A 21,048-nucleotide genomic window follows, 5' to 3' on the forward strand; every position below is an offset into this window, starting at 1 on the left:
CTATAAACGGACGTGGAGAGGGTGTAAGACCTGATTTGGAGGCAACCTTCAGCGAAGCGTCAACCCCAATCAGCGACCACCCCGGCTAAAGGTGGCGTGGTGAGGAATCCCCCGCGCTCTTTAGCCGGGGGAGGATGTCAACGCTCTAAAAATACCTAAACCTTCGATAGCAGAGGGAGCAGGGTTTGTAGGGGCGGGTTTAACAGATAAGGTTCTGTTGATGTCGGATAGCTTGACTAAACCCGCCCTTTTAGGGGAAACAGCAGAAGAGAACAATAGGAAATATTCTACCGGGAAGGGAGTAATCGCAGGATGGAGTATTATGCGATCGCGTCATCATGAATCAGTTATCCTGTGAACACACAGTCTGTTCATCTTGTCAAGGGTGACTAAATTAAACGCCCCAAATGCTTCAATATTCTCAACACTTCATAGAGATTGTTACGATAGTGCGATCGCGTGGCAAACAAATCCGAAATTCCCTACTGCGCTGTCTTCGCTTATAGCACTAAAGTGCCTACTACGAAACCAGCTTAAGTCAGCGACATTCACCTTAACTTAACTGTAGCGTGAGGATATTATTTTCCAGCTTTTAACCAAGCAAATACCTGAGTGACGGTTAGATTTAAATCCAAAAATTTAGGTACCCGTAAGAGATCATCACCTGTCATCTCAAGGGGTTGTTGTCCCGGCAAGAATACAAGAATTAACCGCTCACCCGGGTCAATAAACCATCCTAACTGAGTACCGTGTCTTAGGCAATGGAGGATATTTCTGATTACCTTTGTGGCATTCTGATCAGGGGAGAGAATTTCAATTGTCCAATCAGGAGAAAGCGCGAATACATTTTCTATTTCACCGTTAGCATCAATAGGTATTCGTTGCCATTGAAATACAGTAACATCAGGAACAATTGAACGCCCGCCAAAGGTGCAACGCAGTTCAGGAAAAGCGAGGGCAATTTGTGACTCTTCAGCGACGTGGTTTATCCTATTGCACAGTTGAAACTGTAGGCGAGAGTGTTTGCCTTGAGGCATTGGTTTTTGGTAGATGCGACCATTAATAAATTCACTGGCAGGTTTTGTCTCTGGCAGGTTGAGGAATTCGGCTAAGGTAATGGTTTGATCTAGGGTAGTTGTCATCGTTGTGCGAGCATTGCCTCCTTATTCCTGAATTCGTTAAACCCTGGCTGTGATTGGCATAACAAACTACTGGCGTGGCACACCTTAATTAGTGGATTAGAATTGTAGGGGCGCAAGGCTTGCGCCCGGTTTAAACGTCAAATCCAATGGCTAGGCTTTTGAGCATGGATCAAGCCGGTAGAGATTGTCTATTGTATCGCGTCATTGTCAAAACAATCTGTAGGGGCGGGTTTAGGGATTAATTTTTAGGATTTACCGATAACTGTAGAACAAAACCCGCCCTCCCCCAGTTCAAAATCGCATCCTGAACTAATCATCCAGTTGAACGCATTTCCCAAATCTTTTGTCTGAGCGATCGCCCAAGACGCTTCACTGTTGCCAATATAGGTGAATAGCTAAAGCGAACGAACTTAGGATAGACGGGAATAAAAGGTAGGTTTTCCTTGCTGAATCGAACAGCTAACGTCCTTGCCAGAGGAAATATCTCATCATCATAGATTCGGTTTGCTTTTGACTAAACGGAACAATTTCTACTTCTTTCGCCTCCTGCAAAAAAGCACCGCCATAGCCAACAATGCGAGAGGTACAAATCATCGGACAGTTATAATTGCGGGCAAATCGGTTCAGCTTTTCGGCTAAACGAGTCCGATTCTGTTTGGGGACTTCATCTAAGGCATCTAACAGTAAGTAACATTTGCCGTTCTCTAATTTTTCTTGTAACAGTGTGTCGATAGCAGGATAGTTTTTCGGATAATCTCGCTGGATCAGTTGAGGGATTGACTCAATGATTTCTTGGGGGGTTTCATCCAAATCGGATAGGCGCAGGAATAGGGGGAATATTACATCATTTATTTTCCTGGTTTCTAGCTTGTTTAAGTTGACAGTTGAACTCTTATCTAAAGCTTTTTGATCCCCCCTACCCCCCTTCAAAAGGGGGGTTATATGAGGGAAATCTGGTTCTTCGTTCGGTACAATATCAGCGCCGCCTTCTTTGATTTCTCCCTTTTTAAGGGGGGTTATACGAGGAGAATCTAGTTCTCCATTCTGTGGAACATCAGCGCCGCCTTCTTTAGTTTCCCCCTTTTTAAGGGGGACGGAAGGGGGATCTATAAGGGTAACGGAAGAGAGATCTAATCGAGAAGAAATCTGGGGGGTTAGGTTTTCCCTCTCCTGTTTAGCAATTAATCCCGCCTCCATTTTTAATAACGTAGACTTTCCCATTCCCGGATCAGCCAAAACCATTACTCTTGAATGCGCTTTTTTCGCCTCTTGCCAATCCACCTGATTTTGTCGCGATTCCTCAACTTCTTCTACCCCACCTTTTAGCGCATAAACTCGTTTAATTTCCGTCTCAAATTCCGCATACCCCCAAGTCGTTTCTACCTCATGTTTATATTTCCGTTCCAGCGTAACTTGAATCGGAATATATTGCTCTTGCAATACAACTTTTTGCGGTGTGTGGAAAAAGCCAATGGATTTAAATCGTTCATCATTTTCAATCGCGTCCAGAAATTGACAAACGGCATTCTTCTCTGGTTCTAACCCCAGTTCATCTAAACTATCTAAACAATTGTCCCAGCGAATCAGATAACTTTCATCGCTTTTACTACACTGAATCACGCCTACCACACCACCTAAGTCTTCAGCAAAAACAGCACCGCCGCTGGTTCCTGAATCGACTTTCGTATCAATTTGATGAGACACAAAGGTAGACTGTTCTTGAGGTAATCGATTCCAATGATTTGTCGCGGTTACGGTTTGGATGCGATAGGTGGGTAGAATTTTAACAGGCGCACTGGGGCGAATGGTTGGCGCGGAAAAGTTAATTCCTTCGGGAAAATATTTCTTTTGCGAGGGCGGAAATCCATAAACCGTTACCGAGGTTGATAAGTGTTGCGGATTAATTATCGGTACGGCGGGGGCATTTTCAATCTTTATCTTGAGAATGGCGACAACTATATTTCCAAGATAAACGTTAAGTTAATAATTCACAAATACCCGTGTTCGGCGAGAAATTCAGGTGAAATATCATCTGTAGATAAAGAATTCACACTCTTGACTTGATCCCCTAGTAATAGTAATTTCTCAACATACTTGCCTAAAATATCGCTTTCTAAGTTCACCCACTGTCCTAACTGCAAATAACTCAAATTGGTTTGAGCATAACTGTGGGGAATAACTGCCACCTTAAACCAACTTCCGTGGGGATCACACTCAGCAATGGTCAAACTGACGCCATTGACAGCAATACTCCCCTTCGGAACGAGAAAACGAGCAACATGACGCTGCCATAAATTTTGTAAGGATGTCGGTGAAGTAAAACATAGAATCCAGGAATTTGTTGTTTTTACAGAGTCCTGTAGAGAACCAATCCCATCAATGTGACCTGTGACAAAATGTCCCCCTAGTTTACTCCCGACTCGTATTGATGTTTCCAAATTGACATAGGTAGCAGCTTGATGCCTTTGCCCCAGAGTAGTGCGGCTCAATGTCTCATCGGAAGCTGTTGCCACAAACCCTTGGGACAAAATTTCTTCCACCGTCAAACATATTCCATCAACAGCTACACTATCACCAATGGCTAGATCGTCTAGAATCACGGCTGCCTTGTCAGGAAGACAAGTCAATTGAAAGCGATCGCCGCCTAGCGGTTGCAGGGTGCCTAGTGATTGAATTAATCCTGTGAACACGATTTGATCAAAGTAGCTGGTCGCGGATCACCGATTATAGAGGCTCCGTGATAAAATGGTTTTGGGGGTAGTGAAGGGGAAGTCTCACTGAGGCACTCTTTTTAACTAACCAGTATTTCATGATTAGTCCTACCCTAATACGACAACATAAGTCAAGCCAAAGTTGCAATTCAACCGCTTGAAGCACTTAGTTCATCGCTTATCAAAACAAGTTTATACCAATGTTAGGAGGCAAAGCAAGGAGGTGGCAGTTGATCAAAGCGAGGGAGATTAACCCCTAGAGAGGTATTGGGGACAAGGATGAACGGTTATGTATTTTTTTCATAAAGTCCCGAAACAAACGTCCTGAGACTGGGGCATACTGGGAGAATACAATCTCGTTGATCTCCGCCCAATTTGATACTAGAGGACTGATTCTGGGGTTAATCGGTGAAGTCAGCTAAGCTAGTACAATTGTTCTAATTTAAATCCATCCCATGGGGCTTTACTGCTTCGCGTTGATGCCCTCGACGCCGACTGTATTCTAGAGGCTAAGCTAATGATTGAAATGAAAGTTGCTGGAATTGCATTAGATGCTGTCACCCGTAGCCCAATCGTGCTGCTGAAAGATTCACAAGAGCGACGCGCTCTCCCGATTTACATTGGACAAGATCAGGCAAAAGCAATTATCAGCGCTTTAGAACGCCAAAAGGCTCCCCGCCCTCTGACACACGATTTGTTTGTGAGTCTCATGGAAACATGGGACATGAAGTTAGAGCGGATCATTATCCACTCACTCCAAGATAATACCTTCTATGCTATCCTCTGTGTGCGTCAGGGTGAAGTGAAAAAGGAAATTGATGCTAGACCCAGTGATGCGATCTCGATCGCGCTTCGCACGGATAGCCCAATCTGGGTGATGGAAGAAGTGATCGCGGATGCGTCAATACCCGTTGATCGAGATGCGGATGAAGAAGAACGACGAGCTTTTAGAGAGTTTGTCTCCAACATCCGACCGGAAGACTTTTCTCAGCATAAAGGATTTAAAACCGGTGGTGAAGCTTAGGTGATCATTGCTCATGGAATGGTAATGGGATGGTAAGTCACCAATGCGTTATCGACGGTTTGGGAAAACCAATCTGTGGCTATCCGTATTTTCCCTAGGAACCATGCGCTGCTTGGCGGGCGAGTCAGATGCTCAATTTACCGTACAACACGCGATCGCGAAGGGGATTAATCACCTAGAAACCGCCCGCAGTTATGGTAAAAGCGAGCAGTATTTGGGGAATATCCTCAAAAAATTACCAGTGCCACGAGAACAACTCACGATCACGACTAAGCTACCGCCAACGCCTGATCCTCAAATCATGGGTCAGTGGATTAATGAATCCTTAGAGCGTCTACAGCTAGACTATCTGGATTGCTTAGCCATTCATGGAATCAACACCTGGGAACATCTAACCTGGGTTGAGTCTCCGAGAGGCTGTATGCAGGCAATACAAGACGCATTAGCAGAGGGTCAGATTAGACACCTCGGCTTTTCCACTCATGCTCCCCTAGAGGTCATAGTAGCAGCAATCCAGACCAATTTATTTGAATTTATCAACCTACATTACTACTATATCTTTCAGCGCCATAATCCAGCCGTAGAATTGGCGCACCAGAAGGATATGGGTGTGTTTATCATATCTCCGGCGGATAAGGGCGGACGACTCTACACCCCCCCGGCGAAACTCATCGAACTCTGCTATCCCTTCTCACCATTAGAGTTAAACTATCGTTTTTTATTGAGCGATCGCCGAATTACCACCCTGAGCGTGGGACCGGCTAACCCAAAGGAATTGGACGCCCCGTTAGCCGTTGCAGAGCGAGATGATTCCCTGACTCCCCAAGAAAGTGAAGTATTTACCCGTTTAGAAACCCAAGCTGAAACGGCTTTAGGGACAGACTGCTGTAGCCAATGTTACCAATGTTTGCCCTGTCCGGAAATGATTAATATTCCAGAAGTATTAAGGCTGCGGAACTTAGCCGTGGCTTATGATATGACAGATTACGGGCAATATCGTTATGGCATGTTTGAAAATGCAGGACATTGGTTTGCTGGGGTTAAGGGTAATCGTTGTACAAGCTGTGGTGACTGCTTACCCCGTTGTCCGGAACAACTCGATATTCCTGGCTTACTTGCCGATACTCATCAACGTCTCAATGGATCTCCTCGGCGTCGGCTTTGGGGCTAATGGTACTTGAAAGGAAACCGTGATCATACTACTTTGGGAAAAAAGAGACAGATGGAATTAAAAAGCTCAAGGAAATTAATTTCTCTAGAAAGAAGCTCCTCCTCCAGAATAGTGGGTTGAGGTGATCTCATGAAAAGCGGAAAAAGTCGCACAGAGAAAATCCCAAAATCGAAGAAGCGCAAATTCTCTAGCTTCAGGAAAGGCGAGGCATTTCAGTACGTTGGACTCATCGATCTGGTACCTTGGATACTGGAAACTGAACCCGTTCCACTCAGCGCCTTTTTCCAAGAACACCTCACCCGACTCAACCGCCACTTCGATCTTGAAAGCTATGAAGAATCCAAAAAGCTTTTGATTGATGCTATATGCGATGAAGCCATTAACCCTTGTGAGCGCCTCAAAATCTGGAAAGGAGCGCAGCTTGAAAGCGATCAGTTAGCGGGATATGTAGATTACCTGATTGCTGAACGTAAGCGATTTCTAGATATGCCGATGTTGTGTATCATTGAAGCCAAAAAAGATGATTTCGAGCAAGGGTTAGCTCAATGCCTGGTAGAGATGCAAGCCTGCCAGTGGAACAATCAACAGCATAACCATGACATAGATATTTTGGGCATTGTTACGAATGGCGAAGGCTGGAGATTCTACAAGCTCGCTATCGAGGGTATTGGGTATGAAACGCCTCTGTATTCAACTGGAGATATGGAACTCTTACTCGGACGGCTGCGGTATATCTTCCAACTATGCCAACAAAATCTTCCCTAATTTAACTGGTGAGGGGTTTGGGGAGCTATAAGTCCCACGCCATAATATTTGATTTGCTGTGGGAGGATGTCAAGAACTCATACAATTAGAGTAAAGAAATGATGATTAAATCAGCGTTCAGTCAGTTGGGGCAATTAAAAATTTGGCTCATCGCCCTTTCTTCCCTGTTGTTGATCACACCAACAGCAACGGCTCAACGATCCTCGGCACCAATACCGTCCTTAGTCCCCCTAGAAACAGAACTACTAAAACCTGAGGTTGTCCTACCTCCCAATATCATTACAGCCAATACAATCTCCCAGCAACATATTACAATTCCCAGTCTTTGGTGGGCAGAAGATCAGTTTGATGAATTTGGCGGTAAACTGCTTGTGAACTGGCTCGCTTACCAAGATGAGCAGCGGGTGGATTTAGTCGTTAGCCGTCAACCGTGGACGCTGCTAAACTACTTAGAACGATACAGCTTCATTAATCATTTCGGAACTGTTGCTAGAGACTATAACTATAATGTCCGAGTCTTCAATGACCGAGCCGAACCCTTAGCTACGTATACCTGTGATTACACTACTCTAACTCTGCCATCTTGTGAGGTTTTGATGTTTGAAGGCTTAGGACCTACGGGTTTACCCGTCGAACGAATTCCCTAAAGGGGAGTGGAACGTCTGAGAAAAAGGGATGATCTGATTGATGAGATATCAACTAACCCCTTATGATTATCTCGTTAATTCTCTAATCTACAATCAATGGCAAACAATGGGCTTTTCGTGGGTATGGTCACATTAGACCTGGTTTACCTTAGCCCTAAACTACCGGGTCAAAATGAAAAAATTGCTGCTTCTGATTATACGGTGGCGGCTGGGGGTCCAGCCACCAACGCGGCTGTCACATTTAGTTATTTAGGCGATCGCGCGACAATCTTAGGTGTAGTGGGAACTCACCCCATTACACCCCTGATCCATTGCGATTTGCAAGATCAGGGAGTAACTCTGGCTGATTTAGATCCGACAGTAACTAGTCCCCCACCCATTTCTTCAATTATTGTTACTCAAGAGACTGGCGATCGCGCTGTGGTTTCGATTAATGCGGCTAAGATTCAAGCGAAGATTGAGCAACTACCGCCCGGTATTGACACCGATATTGATATTGTGATGATTGATGGTCATCAAATAGCAGTGAGTTGCGCGATCGCTCAATCCGCAAAATCCCGCCAGATCCCAGTCGTCTTGGATGGGGGAAGTTGGAAACCCGGATTAGAAAATCTCTTGCCCTTTGTCGATTATGCCTTATGCTCAGCGAATTTTTATCCCCCAGACTGTCAAACTCACAAAGACGCGATCGCTTATCTTAGCGCTGCTGGAATTCCTCACATTGCGATTACCCATGGGGAAAAACCGATTGAGTACCTTACTCTAGGAATATCGGGTCAATTATCAGTCCCTTGTGTTGATGCGGTTGATACATTGGGAGCCGGTGATGTTTTTCATGGGGCATTCTGTCACTCTATCCTCAAACATACCTTTACTGAAGCCCTAGTTGCTTCAGCAAAAGTTGCCGCCCACTCTTGTCAATTTTTTGGCACTCGTCAGTGGATGACATCTAATTCTTTAACCTGAAGTTAGTTACTGAAAAAGACGACGGAGAATCAGCACAACACCGCTGTGCTGAAAGTTCATTAACGATTTGCATGCGTCCCTTGCTCAAAGCACGCAGGAGTCTATCAATAGACTCTCTCTCTTCCTCTGTGAGCGAGTCTTCTAACATGGCTGCCATGAGTCCATATCTATCAGCCAGTGTAATTTTACCAGAACAACTTACTTGAGCAAATAAATCAGCAATTGCGCCCGGTATAAGTTGGACTTTACGTTTCATATTACTCCGATAAATGCAACTATTTTACTATGAGGCATTTGCTGGGTTTAAAAAGTGATTTATGTTTTTTTTATTGGTGATATACGTCAATTACTAATGTGATTAAAATCTGATATGCAAGTGACTAAATCAGCATTTAATTGTCACTTATAGCAGTAGACACATCGATGAGGACAAGCGAACTGTTGTAGAGACGTTGCCTGTAACGTCTCTACCAAATGATGTGTCTTAACCCCTACGGCGGTTGCTATAATTGCCATAGTGGTGTGATAGAAATTAGTTTTATTTAGTGAGATAAATTACTGCTCCCCCGGCGAAACTATCCCATAAAAAAGAGACTATTTTTTAGGAACGTCTCCACAAGTGGTGCTAGTCATTTTGAATTCTCCAATAAATGTACCTTGACCAGAAAATCAAGGGATATTAATAAGTGTCACAAAACCATTGAAATTTTATCCACGATATGCATACGTCCACGACAGAAAGCATGGAGTAATCTATCAATAGAATTTCGTTCTTCTTCAGTAAGATCATCCTCCAATAAAGCTGCCATGAGTCCATACCGATCTGCCATAGTAATTTTCCCACACATACTAACTTGAGCAAATAAATCGGCGATCGCGCCCGGTAAAAGTCTGACGGCGACTTGCATAGGACAACTCAGAACTCAACATTACCTATTATGAGGAGTATTGTCAAAGACTACCGTGATGATAAGCTGAAGCGTCTGTGATATCGTGCAACTTAAAAGGTGATTCAAGTCTTATTGAGCAGTGATATCAGTCAGCTTGGATGATGATCAGATGAGCTTTAGAGTCTTTTCAGAATTATAAGAATTTCTAAATTCAGTTTGGAGAGAATTTTGGATTTTACAGGTTAGCCCAGCACTTAGACTTTTTTCTACCGATAACATTAATTTTAGCCCGGAGTATCCAAGGGAGTGTGATCAAACTTTACTAAACTTATTATTAGGAAGCCAAGGCAGGGTGTGGGGTGTGGAGTGTAGCACAATTAAATAGCTCCAATCCCTGTAAGGAAAAGGCTTTTAATTTGTTGTCACACCCTGACTTTTCCCTAATAAATGACGAATGACAAATAACCCCAATTTAAGGTCAACTCAAAACGCGCCAAACCTTGATCGTTTTATCAGAACTGCAACTGGCTATTGTTTTACCATCTCGGCTCAGTGCCACTGAAATAACCGAACTCGAATGACCCCTCAAGGTTTGGATTTCTTTGCCAGTTTTCAGATGCCAAACCTTAATTGTATTGTCAGAACTACCACTAACTAAAATTTGCCCAGCTGGACTAACAGCAACCGACAATACAGAATCTTCATGACCTGTAATCGTGCGTATTTCTTCCCCCGTTTTCAGATTCCACACTCTAATTGTATCATCATATCCCCCACTCACGAGGGTTTTTCCATCGGGATTAATTGCCACCGAAAGAACAGAATTTGTATGTCCGGTCAAGGTGCGGATTTCTTTACCTGTTTTCAAATTCCAGACTTTAATCGTATCATCAGAACTGCCACTGACTAAATTCTGTCCATCGGGACTAATCGCCACTGACAATACGGCGTCAGCATGACCAAATAAGGTGCGGATCTCATATCCAGTGATCAAATCCCACAGCTTAATCGTACCGTCAGAACTAGCGCTGGCTACAGTTTTGCGGTCAGGGCTAATAGCCACCGATAAAACTGAATCCAAATGTTCATCAGCCGTCATTATTGAGTCGCCCGTGGTTAAGTTCCAAATTTTCAGGCTATTATCAGCACTGCCACTGATTAACGTTTCACCATCGGGGCTAATGGCAACAGAAACAACTGAATTGGTATGCCCTGAAATTGTGCGAATCATCTCTCTAGTTTGGAGATTCCACAGTTTAATTATGTTGTCATAACCGCCACTGACTAAAGTTTTGCCATCTGGACTAATGGCAACCGATAACACTGAGTCAGAAAAATCATTAAGCGTGAATTGGTGTTCAATTAATTCATAATTCAAAACAGCAACTTCCAAGGGAGGTAATGGCGTTGACTCTTGGTGACTTTCTGTGTTGAGAGTGGGTAAGGGCTGATCCAGTTGCGGCAGCAGTTGTTGGAGTTGCTCGCGCAAATCCTGCCGTTCCTGTTGTGCCTGCTGAAGCTGCTGTTGAATTTGAGATAACTGTTCTTTGAGAGGAGAAAGCGTTTGCCAAACCCCTTGGGAAAATGACCACTTTGCCCACATTTGCCTCGCCCAATCCAATTGAACTGACTGCTGCTGCAAAAATTCTGAGGGTACAGACTGCACTAGGGCGGGTGGATAGGGGGTCAAATCCCACCCACAGACAGAGCAAAAATTCACATTGCCTGGGATATATTGGGTTTGACAAACAGGACATTCAGACATAGTCATCCTCTGTGATATAAATTACAGGCGTTGAAACTGGATAACGACTATAACCGCTTACAATAGAAAAGCCAGGGTTTTCAGAAGAAATAACAGCCGCGTTGGTTGACCAAAACGTCAAGGTTAGGGAAACCTCCAGCACCGAAGCAGCGGGCGAGTCGATCGCTTACCCATCAAACCCCTAGAATTTTAGCGGCTGTAGGTTAATTTAAATCAAGCAATATCTGGGGGGAGGTTGCTAGGATATGACCGAGGTGCTGAGTAAGTATGCTGGAGCTGGGTTTGAACCAAGCGTTGCAGATCCTCTCGACGCACCTCGGTTCCGGCTGTTAAATTACCAGGTGTATCAAAGAAAACGGTGCTATTTACCGTGTCAAGCGCTAACATCTGGAACAAAATGTGAGTGACTGGCACAGGCATAGCGACGATTTGAGGGTCCCAATTGGATTGAAAATCAGCCGCATCTTTGAGTGTAGGAAAAGCATAGACCACATTTTTTTCGACCTCAGGCTGGGCACGATTACTCAGGGTCGTTACCACCCAACCTTGATCCAGAGTTTGGAGAATATGATAGTCCGAGTGGTGTAACTGACTGGCAAGCATGGTTAGAACAGGGGCAATCGCCTCAACCATTTTCGGCGTCGTCCCATCAGCAGGGGCATTGTCAATCAGGGCTTGAATCTGTTGGGTTAAATCCATCAAGCGATCCTCTTTTCGAGTAAGTCTTACTGCTATGTATGAGTCTAAACCCAGATTAAAACGGTTGTTGCTTGTATGTGTTAGGGTCTTTGTGAAAGAATGAACATCATGAGGGAAGTCTGCCAGGGCGTGGAGGCTATTTTTCAACTGCTATTTAACGAACTCCGGCAGTCTACGACTGCATCGGAGCCCAACTGTCGGGATGTAGCAGCGCGTTTAGCGAATGAAGTCACTCGAATTTGTAATGAAAGCCATCGAATTAAGACGTCTGGAGATGTTGAAAGCTGGGCAAAGACCCTAGCCAACCATCGCCTCAAACAAGTCTTAAACTATTACCGCCTTGGTTCTCACCGGGGACGAATCGAACTCCAGAGTACGTTGAGTGCGATCGTCTACCGCTATATTACCCCGTCTCAAACCCCAGCGAGCTATCAAGCCCGCGTTACCCTGATTGAAGATTTCTTACAGGGATTTTATGTAGAATCACTAAATGCCTTTCGGCGTGAGACGTCCATTGAAGATAATTATCGCCCGCGATCGCTACTAGAGTTATCGGAGTACATGGCGTTTACCGAACGGTATGCCAAGCGGCGTATTCCCTTACCCGGACGGCGATCCCAGCAACTGCTAATTTTGCGGGCGCAAACCTTTTCCCAACAGCAACCCCCAGAAACCTCCGTAGACATGGATACCGCCGCCGAAGGGGGTACTCCCGATTCAGAAAATACCTGGAACGATGCGGCGATTCAGCAGGTGCGAGAGGTGATGGTGGCTTCTGAACCTGAACCCTTAGAAGCGAACCTGCGGGATAAGGTGGTTGAGGAGTTGTTTGCCTATCTCGAAGAACGACAACAACAAGACTGTGCTGACTACTTCACCCTGCGTCTACAAGACTTGCCGACAAGCGAAATTGAGGAGATATTAGGATTAACCCCCCGTCAGAGGGATTACTTACAGCAACGATTTAAGTATCATTTAATTCGGTTTGCCCTTTCTCACCGTTGGGAACTCGTCCACCAATGGCTGGAAGCCGATTTAGAGAAAAATCTGGGGTTGACCCCCCACCAGTGGCAGCTATTTCAGAACAAAATTGATCCCCAACAGAGGGAATTGCTTAACCACAAGCAGCAGGGTCATTCAACCCAAGAAATAGCCCAAGCCCTAGGTTGTACGGTGACTCAGGTTGACAAGCGATGGTTTAAATTGCTCGAAATTGCCTGGGATATTCGCAATCGTTCAGTATCCGGATCAGGTGCATCGGAAGATGAATAGTGACATAAACAATAACTCGGACACCCTATACAGCCGCTTAATGGCTTGGCTGTTACAAGAGTCCGTTCCTGCTGCTACAACATCACTCAATGGTCAACCCGATGGGTTAGACCCTACCGATGAGCTAGAAGCAGGGGATTTTCAATTTGATGAGTTAGATCCACTGGACTTTGAAGACGTGAACATTGCACCCACTATAACTGGCGAAATCGCTAATGACCACACACGAGTGGGTTCCGAAAACATTCCTACTCGTGAGGACATCGAACCGGGCGGTACAACCCGCCCCTACAACTTGGGAGATATGCCGATCGTGCAAAATCGTTTTGAGGCGCTAATTAAGCGCAAACTGCAAGTTGAAATTGAGCGTCATCCCCCCTTGTTTCCCTGGGAGACGGATCGTTTTGAATATGAACCTGAGATCTCAGACAGCGTAGCCCCAAATTGGGTTCCATCGGTTCAGTTATGGACTCCCCAACTCTTGAACCTACCGCTACCTGTCCCCATCCCCGAAAATGTGTTAGTTACCCTATTTAACGCTTGTTCGGAGTCGGTATATTCCCCCTATCAATTGGGGCGAAAAATGGTCAAGGCGGTGGAAACTTTATTCCCCGCCCAATTCCAGTTGCTCAATAATCAAGCTCAGATGGTACTGTTGTCTTCGGGATCAGGTCGTGATTCTGAACAACTACAACTGTTGCTCAAGCAACTCCCATCCCCACCCTATGAACAAGCAACCCCAGAGCAACAGATGATTCTGGCATTGTTAGCGGCTAAAGAGATTATTAGCACGTTGACAGTACCCATTTCACCCAACCAGACTCCGGTTGAACGCCAGTGGCAAACCTCTGTCGGCGTTGTCACTGTCCAAGCCGAGTATCAGATGCAAGAAGGTGTTCCCACACTGCCACTTTCAGCCATCTGCCTGAAAGTGGCAGTTTGACCTTGCGTACACCTGAAGGATCAGCCGTATCTGAGCGTACCTACCCCGGTTACCTGAGTGTTGAAGCCTTTGATTTGCCGCCGAATCAAACCTATCCCCTGGAAATTCGATTCCAAGACTCAGACGAAAACCCCTTGGTTTTTGCTATCTACCCAACCCTGTAAGGGTTAAGTGCTAGCTGTTAGCCGTGGGAGCTTCTCTCACTCCCGGCTTTGGACTTAGATACAATACGATTGAACCCGTGAATTTAAGCTAACAGCCATCTCGCGCACAAGAGAGTCAATTGTTATGTCGAATCCTTCAGGGATGCAGCGAATCCGGCGTCTACCTGGTTTAAATCAGGTGTGGCAGCGTCTTGGCGCAATGCCACTGCCTCAAACCGAAGACTCGATAGGATTACGAGTCCTCGTACAGGGGCTAGTGATTGTGGGAATTGTCGCCACAGATATCGCCGCTGAAACTCAGATGAGCGCCTGGGCTGTACCGCTCTCTATCATTGGAGCAACCTGGAGTTGGTATCGTCGCCGCCATCGCAACATTGCGGTCAAGTTCTTTTTGGCGATTGGGATGCTAATCGCTATGGGGGTATTCTTTAATAATTTATTAGCCAGCCTCAATGATACCCGCCTCGTTCTCGCAGAATTATTGATTCAAGTACAAGTCCTCCACAGCTTTGACTTGCCCCGGCGCAAGGATTTAGGCTATTCCATGGTAATCGGGTTGATTTTGTTGGGAGTGGCAGGAACCCTGAGCCAAACCTTAGCGTTTGCCCCGCTACTGTTGATATTTTTAGCCATCGCTTTACCCACACTCATCCTCGATTACCAATCCCGTATCGGTTTATCGCCAAAGCCAAAACGTAAAACCTCAAAGGAGGGGGCTAAACGTTTCTCGCCACTGTCACTGCGACGGTTAAGTATTTTTTTGTTAGTTATTATCGCCCTAGGTTTGGGGATTTTCGCCCTAATGCCTCGGTTTCCCGGTTATCAACTGCAAACCTTTCCCGTCAGTGCGCCGTTGGATTTGGATGAGCGAGATTTTGAGGGGAATAATCGGGGGGTGAACAATCCCGGATATGTGAGTGAAGGTGAGGGGACGGGTGGTGAGGGAACATCTCCCAGTCGCGGTCCTGGTGAAATGGATGAGACATTTTACTATGGTTTTGGTACCCAAATTAACCAGAATCTCCGAGGTACTCTCAAGCCGAAAGTCGTCTTGCGGGTGCGTTCCCAATCCCCTGGATTTTGGCGGGTGCAGGCTTTTGATCAGTATACGGGTCAAGGATGGGAATTGTCTCGCGAAGATCAGGTGTTGGAAGTGAGTCGTCCCCCTTGGTCCTATCGATTCCAACTCTATCCCACCAGCTTTAATTTGGGTCGTACTAAAACGGTAATTCAAAGTTATACCGCTGTATCGGAACTGCCGAATATTATTCCCGCCCTGAGTTATCCCAAAAGCCTCTATTTTCCCACCAGGGAAGTAGCCATTGATACAGAAGGTAGTTTGCGATCGCCCCTAGCTTTACTTGAAGGATTGACCTACACGGTGATATCCGAAGTACCAGTACGCGATCGCACCCAACTCCAACAAGCCCCGGACACTTACCCAGACAATATCCAAAAATACTATCTTGATGTTCCACCAGAAATCGCCGATAAGGTGCGGCAAAAAACCGAACAACTCTTAGCCACCTCCCCCAAACCCCTCACCTCCTCCTACGAGAAGGCGTTGTATTTGGCTCAAGAGGTTAAACGACGGTATAGAATTCCAGATAACCCCAAGGAACTTCCCTTTTTACAGGAAGACGAAGATTTAGTCGAAGCGTTTCTATTTAAATACGAAGGCGGTTATCCTGACCACTTTTCCACCACTTTAACCATCATGCTGCGTTCTATCGGGATTCCGGCGCGGTTAGTCGTAGGATTTGATACCGGTCAGTTTAATCCCTTCACAGGCTTATATATCGTCAAAAATACCGATGCTTACGCCATGACGGAGGTCTATTTCCCTAACTATGGCTGGTTTGCCTTTGACCCCATTCCCGGACACGAATTAATTCCCCAAAGTGTAGAAGACACGGAAACCTTTAGCGTTCTGCGTCAGTTTTGGCGTTGGGTAGCAGGTTGGCTACCCACACCCGTAAGCAATTTTATCGGAGAATTGTGGAATCTAATTATTGGTTCACTGCTACGGCTAATCGTGGGACTGTGGGCAATGCTCTCCAGTGGTTGGATGGGGTTGTTTGGCGGGTTAATTTTAGCCATTACGGTGGGGTTCGTCGGTTGGTTAGGTTGGGTGCAGTGGCAAACCTGGCGTTACCGTCGCTGGTTAGGGAAATTACCGCCCATGGAACGGCTTTACCAGCAAATGTTAAAGGCTTTGGGGGCTAAAGGATACATTAAGCATCCCGCGCAGACGCCGTTAGAATATGCTAGAGTCATGCGTCAGCAGCAATCCTCTGACTCAGCCGCCGTGATTGATGAAATTTCACAGGCTTATGTACGCTGGCGTTATGGTAAACAAACCCCTAATATCGATGATCTGCGACAGCGACTGCGCCAGTGGATTAAAACGACTCGTCGATTGGGGACGAGAGATCTTAGGAGGTGAATTTTTCCGGGAAGTCTCGAATCGGTACAGGAATTGAGTTATCCTTTGCCTGTCATCCTTCCCTAAACAAACATTTTAGGAGTTTCTTATGTCTACTGAAGCCATTTCTGTCAAACCCGCTGTCTTAATGACGATAATTGGTGAATCCGTACTCAAAGATCGTTTAATCAAATTGCTCAGAAGTAAAGGGGTAACAGGATACACCATCAACGATGTCCTCGGTGAAGGGGGTCATGGCAGGCGCATGGGGGATATTGTTGGGTATAACACCAACATTGAGATGAAAACCGTTGTCTCGTCCGAAGTCTCTGATGAGATCTTCCAAACCTTAGCCGAAATGCAGAACGGTCATGCCTTAATTGCCTTCCGTCATGATGTAGAAGTGTTGCAAAATTAAGCCAAAAGAGCTTTCTCTTTATCCGCTTGGGCAGTAAAAGGAAATAAGCAGTCTCAACTGGAGTCTTCTTAAGCTGAAGGGGCGGGTAGCCCCTTTAAAAGTAGGCGGGGTGTGGGTCACAATCCCTCAAGGGTCTAAAATCCAAAATCCAAAATGGATGCAGTCAACTCATCCCTCATCCCCCCTATGGGAAACTTAGGCGCGTCTACAGCCTTGATCCATCTTCAATATTATCCCATTCGAGGCAAAGGGGAAATGCACCTTTTATTTTCCAAGCGATAGAAAAAATGTGAGATTCCTTAAGAGCTAATAGTGATTTTAGACCCTTGCTGGAAGATTAACAACAACAAAGAGTTTAACTAATCCCCCAGATGGATGTTGGCAGAATACTCAATTGGCGCTATGATTGACACCTAAAATCAGTCAAATACTTATACAATAACCGGAACAGACTTCAGTACAGCGCCAAAGACCAACAGCGTTAAGATAGGATGTCATCGGGATTTTCCCACGCTTTTTATATTGTCCTATTCATACCGACAAGAAGGCTGTCCGGACGTTTCCAACTGACTTCTGGAAGCGTGGATGGTTAAAAGTGTTTCAATTGCTACTTTAAGACCATAAGTGTAGAGACAACCTCCGATTGAACCATATCTTTAGTTAAACGTGATGCTCCCCAACCCTGATGTGATGACAGCACGCCCCTTTAAGAGCCAACCCCCTAATTCAGCGAATGGCACTCCCTATATCGCTGCTTCTGACAAAACACCTGTTTCTGCACTCAAAGAACTTGTAGCTCGCCTGCACCGAGAACAACACAAAATCCAAGATTTGTTAAGTTCGCTGGGATTTGCCTTACGCAGCTTCAACAATTTAAATCAATTTTTAGAATTAATTCCCTTGATGGCTGCACGGGTAACCGATACAGAGGGAGGCGCGTTGGTTTTGTTGAAGCCAAATGGTCACATCCGGCTAGAACAAATTCATTGCCAAGATAATCAAGCGTGTCAGACATTGCGTCGAGCACTCGAACGGGCAAGCCAAACAATCACGGCTCAAGGCAATGAAGATGGAAAATTGGCACTGAGTTCAGAACAGTTAGACAGAATCTGGGCATCCTTTGACGAGCAGGTCAATCGTTATTTAAACGCAGATATTCAGTTATTTGGCACACCGATTTTAATTAAAAATGTCGAACGAGGGCGCTTGTACGTCTTTACCGATGACCTAAACTATAACTGGACGCCAACCCGACAGAAATTAGTGAGGTTAGTTGCCGATCAAACAGCCGTCGCGATCTCTAATGATGAACTTACTGTAGAACTTCGCAAAAAAGAACGCTTAGATCGAGAGTTAGAAATTGGCGCGGAAATCCAATTACGCCTCCTCCCGCGTCAATGTCCCTCGATTAAAGGAATTGAACTGGCGGCTCGGTGTCAGACGGCAAGTCGAGTCGGGGGTGATTACTATGATTTTATTCCCACTAACTATGATCAGCTTCGTCCGCTAGGTTTTTGTGATCATAAATATATTGATAAAGACAAAGCATTTGTACCCTGGAGCGTTGTGATTGGTGATGTCATGGGTAAAGGTGTGCCAGCCGGCTTAATTATGACGATGACGCGGGGTATGCTACGGGCAGAAGTCCTCAACCGTCACTCCCCTGCCCGTATCCTGGAACATTTGAATCGGGTGATGTATGCTGACCTAGAAAATTCCAATCGATTTGTCACCCTGTTTTATTCGGAGTACGATCCCAAAACCCGAATTTTGTCCTATAGCAATGCTGCCCATAATCCCCCCTTCTTATGGCAGGCGTCTACTCATTCTATCCAGCGTCTCGATACAGAAGGGATGCTGATTGGCTTGGAGGCAGATTCTGAGTATGAAGATGCTCAAATCCAGCTAGATGTGGGAGACACAATTATATATTACACTGATGGGTTTACCGATGTTGCCAATCAACATGGCGATCGCTTTGATGAAGAAAATTTGATTGAAGCATTTAAGTGGGCTTGTGAACATCGCCAAGGCTCTCAAGTCATTCTAGACTACCTGTTTGAGCGGGTGGGACAGTTTATGGGAGCAAAGAATCATAACGGTGATGATATGACCTTGGTCGTGTTGCAGGTAAAATCTTCCGAGTAACCTATTTAATTTAAGGTAATCATCGCCATGGTTGTTGTGGAAGTGCAAGCTCTAGCGTCTGTTGTCGATAGTTTCCATCCGCTTATTGACCTGATCAGTCCATGGCTAACCGATGGACTGGTTTTAGCCCAGCAAGTTGAAGATCCCGATGTTTTGGGTCAAATGCAAGGGGCGTTTAATAATTTCATTGAATCGGGTCAAGTCTGGGCATTTTTGATTGGTCTAATCATCGGTTATATTTTTCGGGGGATGAGTTCGTTTGGGTGATTGATCATTGGTCATTTGTCCTTGGTGAAGAGGATAAACGATAAAACGATAAAAAACCCAGGATTAGTGCAGCAGGCGCGGAAATAACATACCCGTTAACAATAGGCGAAAAAGCAACTACCATAAACCTTACAGCCTTCTGCCCTCTTCCCTCTGCCTTCAAAGAGCCTTTTTGTACTAGGGAATCTGTATTGTGACGGAACAAACAACGTGGAGCCAGCGATTTGAATCGGCACTTCATCCGGCGATCGCAGGTTTTAATGCGAGTATTGGATTTGATATCGAACTGATTGAGTATGACCTGACGGGTTCGGTGGCTCATGCTAAAATGCTTGCCCACACCGGAATTATTTCAGCCGATGAAGCGGAGCAACTGGTGCAGGGTTTAGAACAAATTCGTTCAGAATACCGCCAGGGAAAATTTAACCCCGGTATTGACGCCGAGGACGTTCATTTTGCCGTGGAACGACGCCTCACCGAAATTGTGGGGGATGTGGGGAAAAAGCTGCACACGGCGCGATCGCGCAATGACCAAGTTGGCACAGATACCCGGCTCTATTTGCGGGATAAAATCACCCAAATTCGTACCCAGTTACGAGACATGCAAGGGGTTTTACTCAACTTGGCTCAATCCCATGTCGAAACCCTAATCCCTGGCTACACCCATCTCCAACGCGCCCAGCCGTTGAGTTTAGCCCATCATTTGCTGGCGTATTGGGAAATGTTACAACGGGATTGGCAACGATTGGGGGAAATTTACCCCCGGGTTAATATCTCTCCCTTGGGGTGTGGGGCGCTAGCGGGGACAACGTTTCCTATTGACCGACATTACAGCGCCTCTGTGTTGGAGTTTGGCGATGTCTATCACAACAGTTTAGATGGTGTGAGCGATCGCGACTTTGCTATTGAATTTTTGACGGCGGCGAGTCTGATTATGGTTCACTTGAGCCGATTGTCTGAAGAAATTATTCTTTGGGCATCTCAGGAATTTGGCTTTGTTACCCTCAAAGACAATTGCTCGACGGGATCGAGTATTATGCCGCAAAAGAAAAACCCGGACGTTCCTGAACTGGTACGGGGCAAAACTGGGCGGGTTTTCGGGCATCTCCAAGCTATGTTGGTGCTGATGAAGGGATTGCCTTTGGCATATAACAAGGATTTGCAGGAGGATAAAGAGGCGCTATTTGACAGCGTAAAAACGGTCAAAGGTTGTCTGGAAGCCATGACAATTTTGTTGCGGGAGGGTCTAGAGTTTTGTCCTGAGCGTCTCGCCTCAGCCGTGACAGAAGATTTCTCTAACGCTACTGATGTGGCTGATTATTTGGCTACCAAAGGGGTTCCGTTCCGAGAAGCCTATAACCTGGTGGGTAAAGTGGTGAGAACCTGTCTAGGGGCGGGTAAACTGCTCAAAGACTTAACCCTGCCAGAGTGGAAAGAAATCCACCCCGCCTTTGAGGAAGATATTTACGACGCGATCGCACCAACTCAGGTAGTTTCTGCCCGTAACAGTTATGGGGGGACGGGATTTGATCAGGTAAGACGCGCCTTGGCAGAAGCTCAGGAGCGGATGGTAAATGGGAGCAATGTAGAGACGCGCCATGGCCCGTCTGGGAGCATGTAGAGACGCGCCA

General features: G+C 45.7%; 21 protein-coding genes. 14 read left to right on the forward strand and 7 right to left on the reverse strand.

The annotated features are described in order from the left end of the window. Positions 1–220: 220 nt before the first annotated feature. Entirely contained in the window at positions 221–358 is a 138-nt protein-coding gene (locus RIM23_RS23655; protein WP_446369903.1) for a hypothetical protein, read from the forward strand. A gap of 220 nt (positions 359–578) precedes the next feature. On the opposite strand, the gene RIM23_RS23660 is transcribed toward RIM23_RS23655, so the two are convergent. From RIM23_RS23660 to ribE, 3 genes are all read right to left on the reverse strand, one after another. Then, entirely contained in the window at positions 579–1,142 is a 564-nt protein-coding gene (locus tag RIM23_RS23660) for a Uma2 family endonuclease (protein ID WP_446369905.1), read from the reverse strand. A 459-nt stretch (positions 1,143–1,601) separates the two neighbouring features. Next, positions 1,602–2,846, reverse strand: a complete 1,245-nt coding sequence (locus tag RIM23_RS23665) for an NACHT domain-containing protein (protein ID WP_446369907.1) — start codon at positions 2,844–2,846, stop codon at positions 1,602–1,604. A gap of 284 nt (positions 2,847–3,130) precedes the next feature. After that, a complete protein-coding gene (ribE, locus tag RIM23_RS23670) occupies positions 3,131–3,832 on the reverse strand; it encodes a riboflavin synthase (protein ID WP_446369909.1) in 702 nt (233 codons plus the stop codon). A gap of 538 nt (positions 3,833–4,370) precedes the next feature. Here ribE and RIM23_RS23675 point away from each other — a divergent pair. From RIM23_RS23675 to RIM23_RS23695, 5 genes are all read left to right on the forward strand, one after another. Beyond that, a complete protein-coding gene (locus RIM23_RS23675; protein ID WP_446334892.1) occupies positions 4,371–4,877 on the forward strand; it encodes a bifunctional nuclease family protein in 507 nt (168 codons plus the stop codon). Positions 4,878–4,920: 43 nt separating this feature from the next. Then, positions 4,921–6,048: an aldo/keto reductase gene (locus RIM23_RS23680; RefSeq protein ID WP_446369911.1), complete on the forward strand. Its 1,128-nt coding sequence runs from the start codon at positions 4,921–4,923 to the stop codon at positions 6,046–6,048. 129 nt (positions 6,049–6,177) lie between these two features. Next, positions 6,178–6,813: a hypothetical protein gene (locus tag RIM23_RS23685; RefSeq protein ID WP_446369913.1), complete on the forward strand. Its 636-nt coding sequence runs from the start codon at positions 6,178–6,180 to the stop codon at positions 6,811–6,813. A gap of 98 nt (positions 6,814–6,911) precedes the next feature. Beyond that, on the forward strand, positions 6,912–7,460 hold the full coding sequence (locus RIM23_RS23690) for a hypothetical protein (protein WP_446369915.1): 549 nt from the start codon (positions 6,912–6,914) through the stop codon (positions 7,458–7,460). A gap of 96 nt (positions 7,461–7,556) precedes the next feature. Beyond that, positions 7,557–8,426: a sugar kinase gene (locus RIM23_RS23695; RefSeq protein ID WP_446369917.1), complete on the forward strand. Its 870-nt coding sequence runs from the start codon at positions 7,557–7,559 to the stop codon at positions 8,424–8,426. On the opposite strand, the gene RIM23_RS23700 is transcribed toward RIM23_RS23695, so the two are convergent. From RIM23_RS23700 to RIM23_RS23715, 4 genes are all read right to left on the reverse strand, one after another. Next, positions 8,410–8,682 (reverse strand): hypothetical protein, encoded by a 273-nt coding sequence (locus RIM23_RS23700; protein WP_446357680.1) that lies wholly within the window; start codon positions 8,680–8,682, stop codon positions 8,410–8,412. The genes RIM23_RS23695 and RIM23_RS23700 overlap by 17 nt on opposite strands. A gap of 433 nt (positions 8,683–9,115) precedes the next feature. Further along, positions 9,116–9,334, reverse strand: a complete 219-nt coding sequence (locus RIM23_RS23705) for a hypothetical protein (protein ID WP_446369919.1) — start codon at positions 9,332–9,334, stop codon at positions 9,116–9,118. Between the two features lie 460 nt (positions 9,335–9,794). Then, a complete protein-coding gene (locus RIM23_RS23710; protein ID WP_446369921.1) occupies positions 9,795–11,081 on the reverse strand; it encodes a WD40 repeat domain-containing protein in 1,287 nt (428 codons plus the stop codon). Positions 11,082–11,294: 213 nt separating this feature from the next. Beyond that, positions 11,295–11,780: a hypothetical protein gene (locus RIM23_RS23715; protein WP_446357674.1), complete on the reverse strand. Its 486-nt coding sequence runs from the start codon at positions 11,778–11,780 to the stop codon at positions 11,295–11,297. A gap of 108 nt (positions 11,781–11,888) precedes the next feature. On the opposite strand from RIM23_RS23715, the gene hetZ reads away from it, so the two are divergent. From hetZ to argH, 8 genes are all read left to right on the forward strand, one after another. Further along, positions 11,889–13,052 (forward strand): heterocyst differentiation protein HetZ, encoded by a 1,164-nt coding sequence (gene hetZ / locus RIM23_RS23720; protein WP_446357673.1) that lies wholly within the window; start codon positions 11,889–11,891, stop codon positions 13,050–13,052. Beyond that, positions 13,045–13,995: a hypothetical protein gene (locus RIM23_RS23725; protein ID WP_446369923.1), complete on the forward strand. Its 951-nt coding sequence runs from the start codon at positions 13,045–13,047 to the stop codon at positions 13,993–13,995. The genes hetZ and RIM23_RS23725 overlap by 8 nt, the downstream gene beginning before the upstream one ends. Continuing rightward, a complete protein-coding gene (locus tag RIM23_RS23730) occupies positions 13,992–14,159 on the forward strand; it encodes a hypothetical protein (protein ID WP_446369925.1) in 168 nt (55 codons plus the stop codon). Before RIM23_RS23725 ends, RIM23_RS23730 begins: the two co-directional genes overlap by 4 nt. Positions 14,160–14,283: 124 nt before the next feature. Continuing rightward, on the forward strand, positions 14,284–16,605 hold the full coding sequence (locus tag RIM23_RS23735) for a transglutaminaseTgpA domain-containing protein (protein ID WP_446369927.1): 2,322 nt from the start codon (positions 14,284–14,286) through the stop codon (positions 16,603–16,605). Between the two features lie 88 nt (positions 16,606–16,693). After that, positions 16,694–17,002 (forward strand): P-II family nitrogen regulator, encoded by a 309-nt coding sequence (locus RIM23_RS23740; protein WP_446334880.1) that lies wholly within the window; start codon positions 16,694–16,696, stop codon positions 17,000–17,002. 690 nt (positions 17,003–17,692) lie between these two features. After that, entirely contained in the window at positions 17,693–19,150 is a 1,458-nt protein-coding gene (locus RIM23_RS23745; RefSeq protein WP_446369933.1) for a PP2C family protein-serine/threonine phosphatase, read from the forward strand. Between the two features lie 27 nt (positions 19,151–19,177). Continuing rightward, entirely contained in the window at positions 19,178–19,417 is a 240-nt protein-coding gene (locus RIM23_RS23750; protein ID WP_446369929.1) for a hypothetical protein, read from the forward strand. Positions 19,418–19,610: 193 nt separating this feature from the next. After that, the gene (argH, locus tag RIM23_RS23755) at positions 19,611–21,038 is read left to right on the forward strand and encodes an argininosuccinate lyase (RefSeq protein WP_446369931.1); all 1,428 of its coding nucleotides are present in this window, start codon (positions 19,611–19,613) and stop codon (positions 21,036–21,038) included. Positions 21,039–21,048: the final 10 nt, after the last annotated feature.

It is taken from the genome of Coleofasciculus sp. G3-WIS-01 (assembly GCF_040223135.1).
GTDB lineage: Bacteria > Cyanobacteriota > Cyanobacteriia > Cyanobacteriales > Coleofasciculaceae > Coleofasciculus.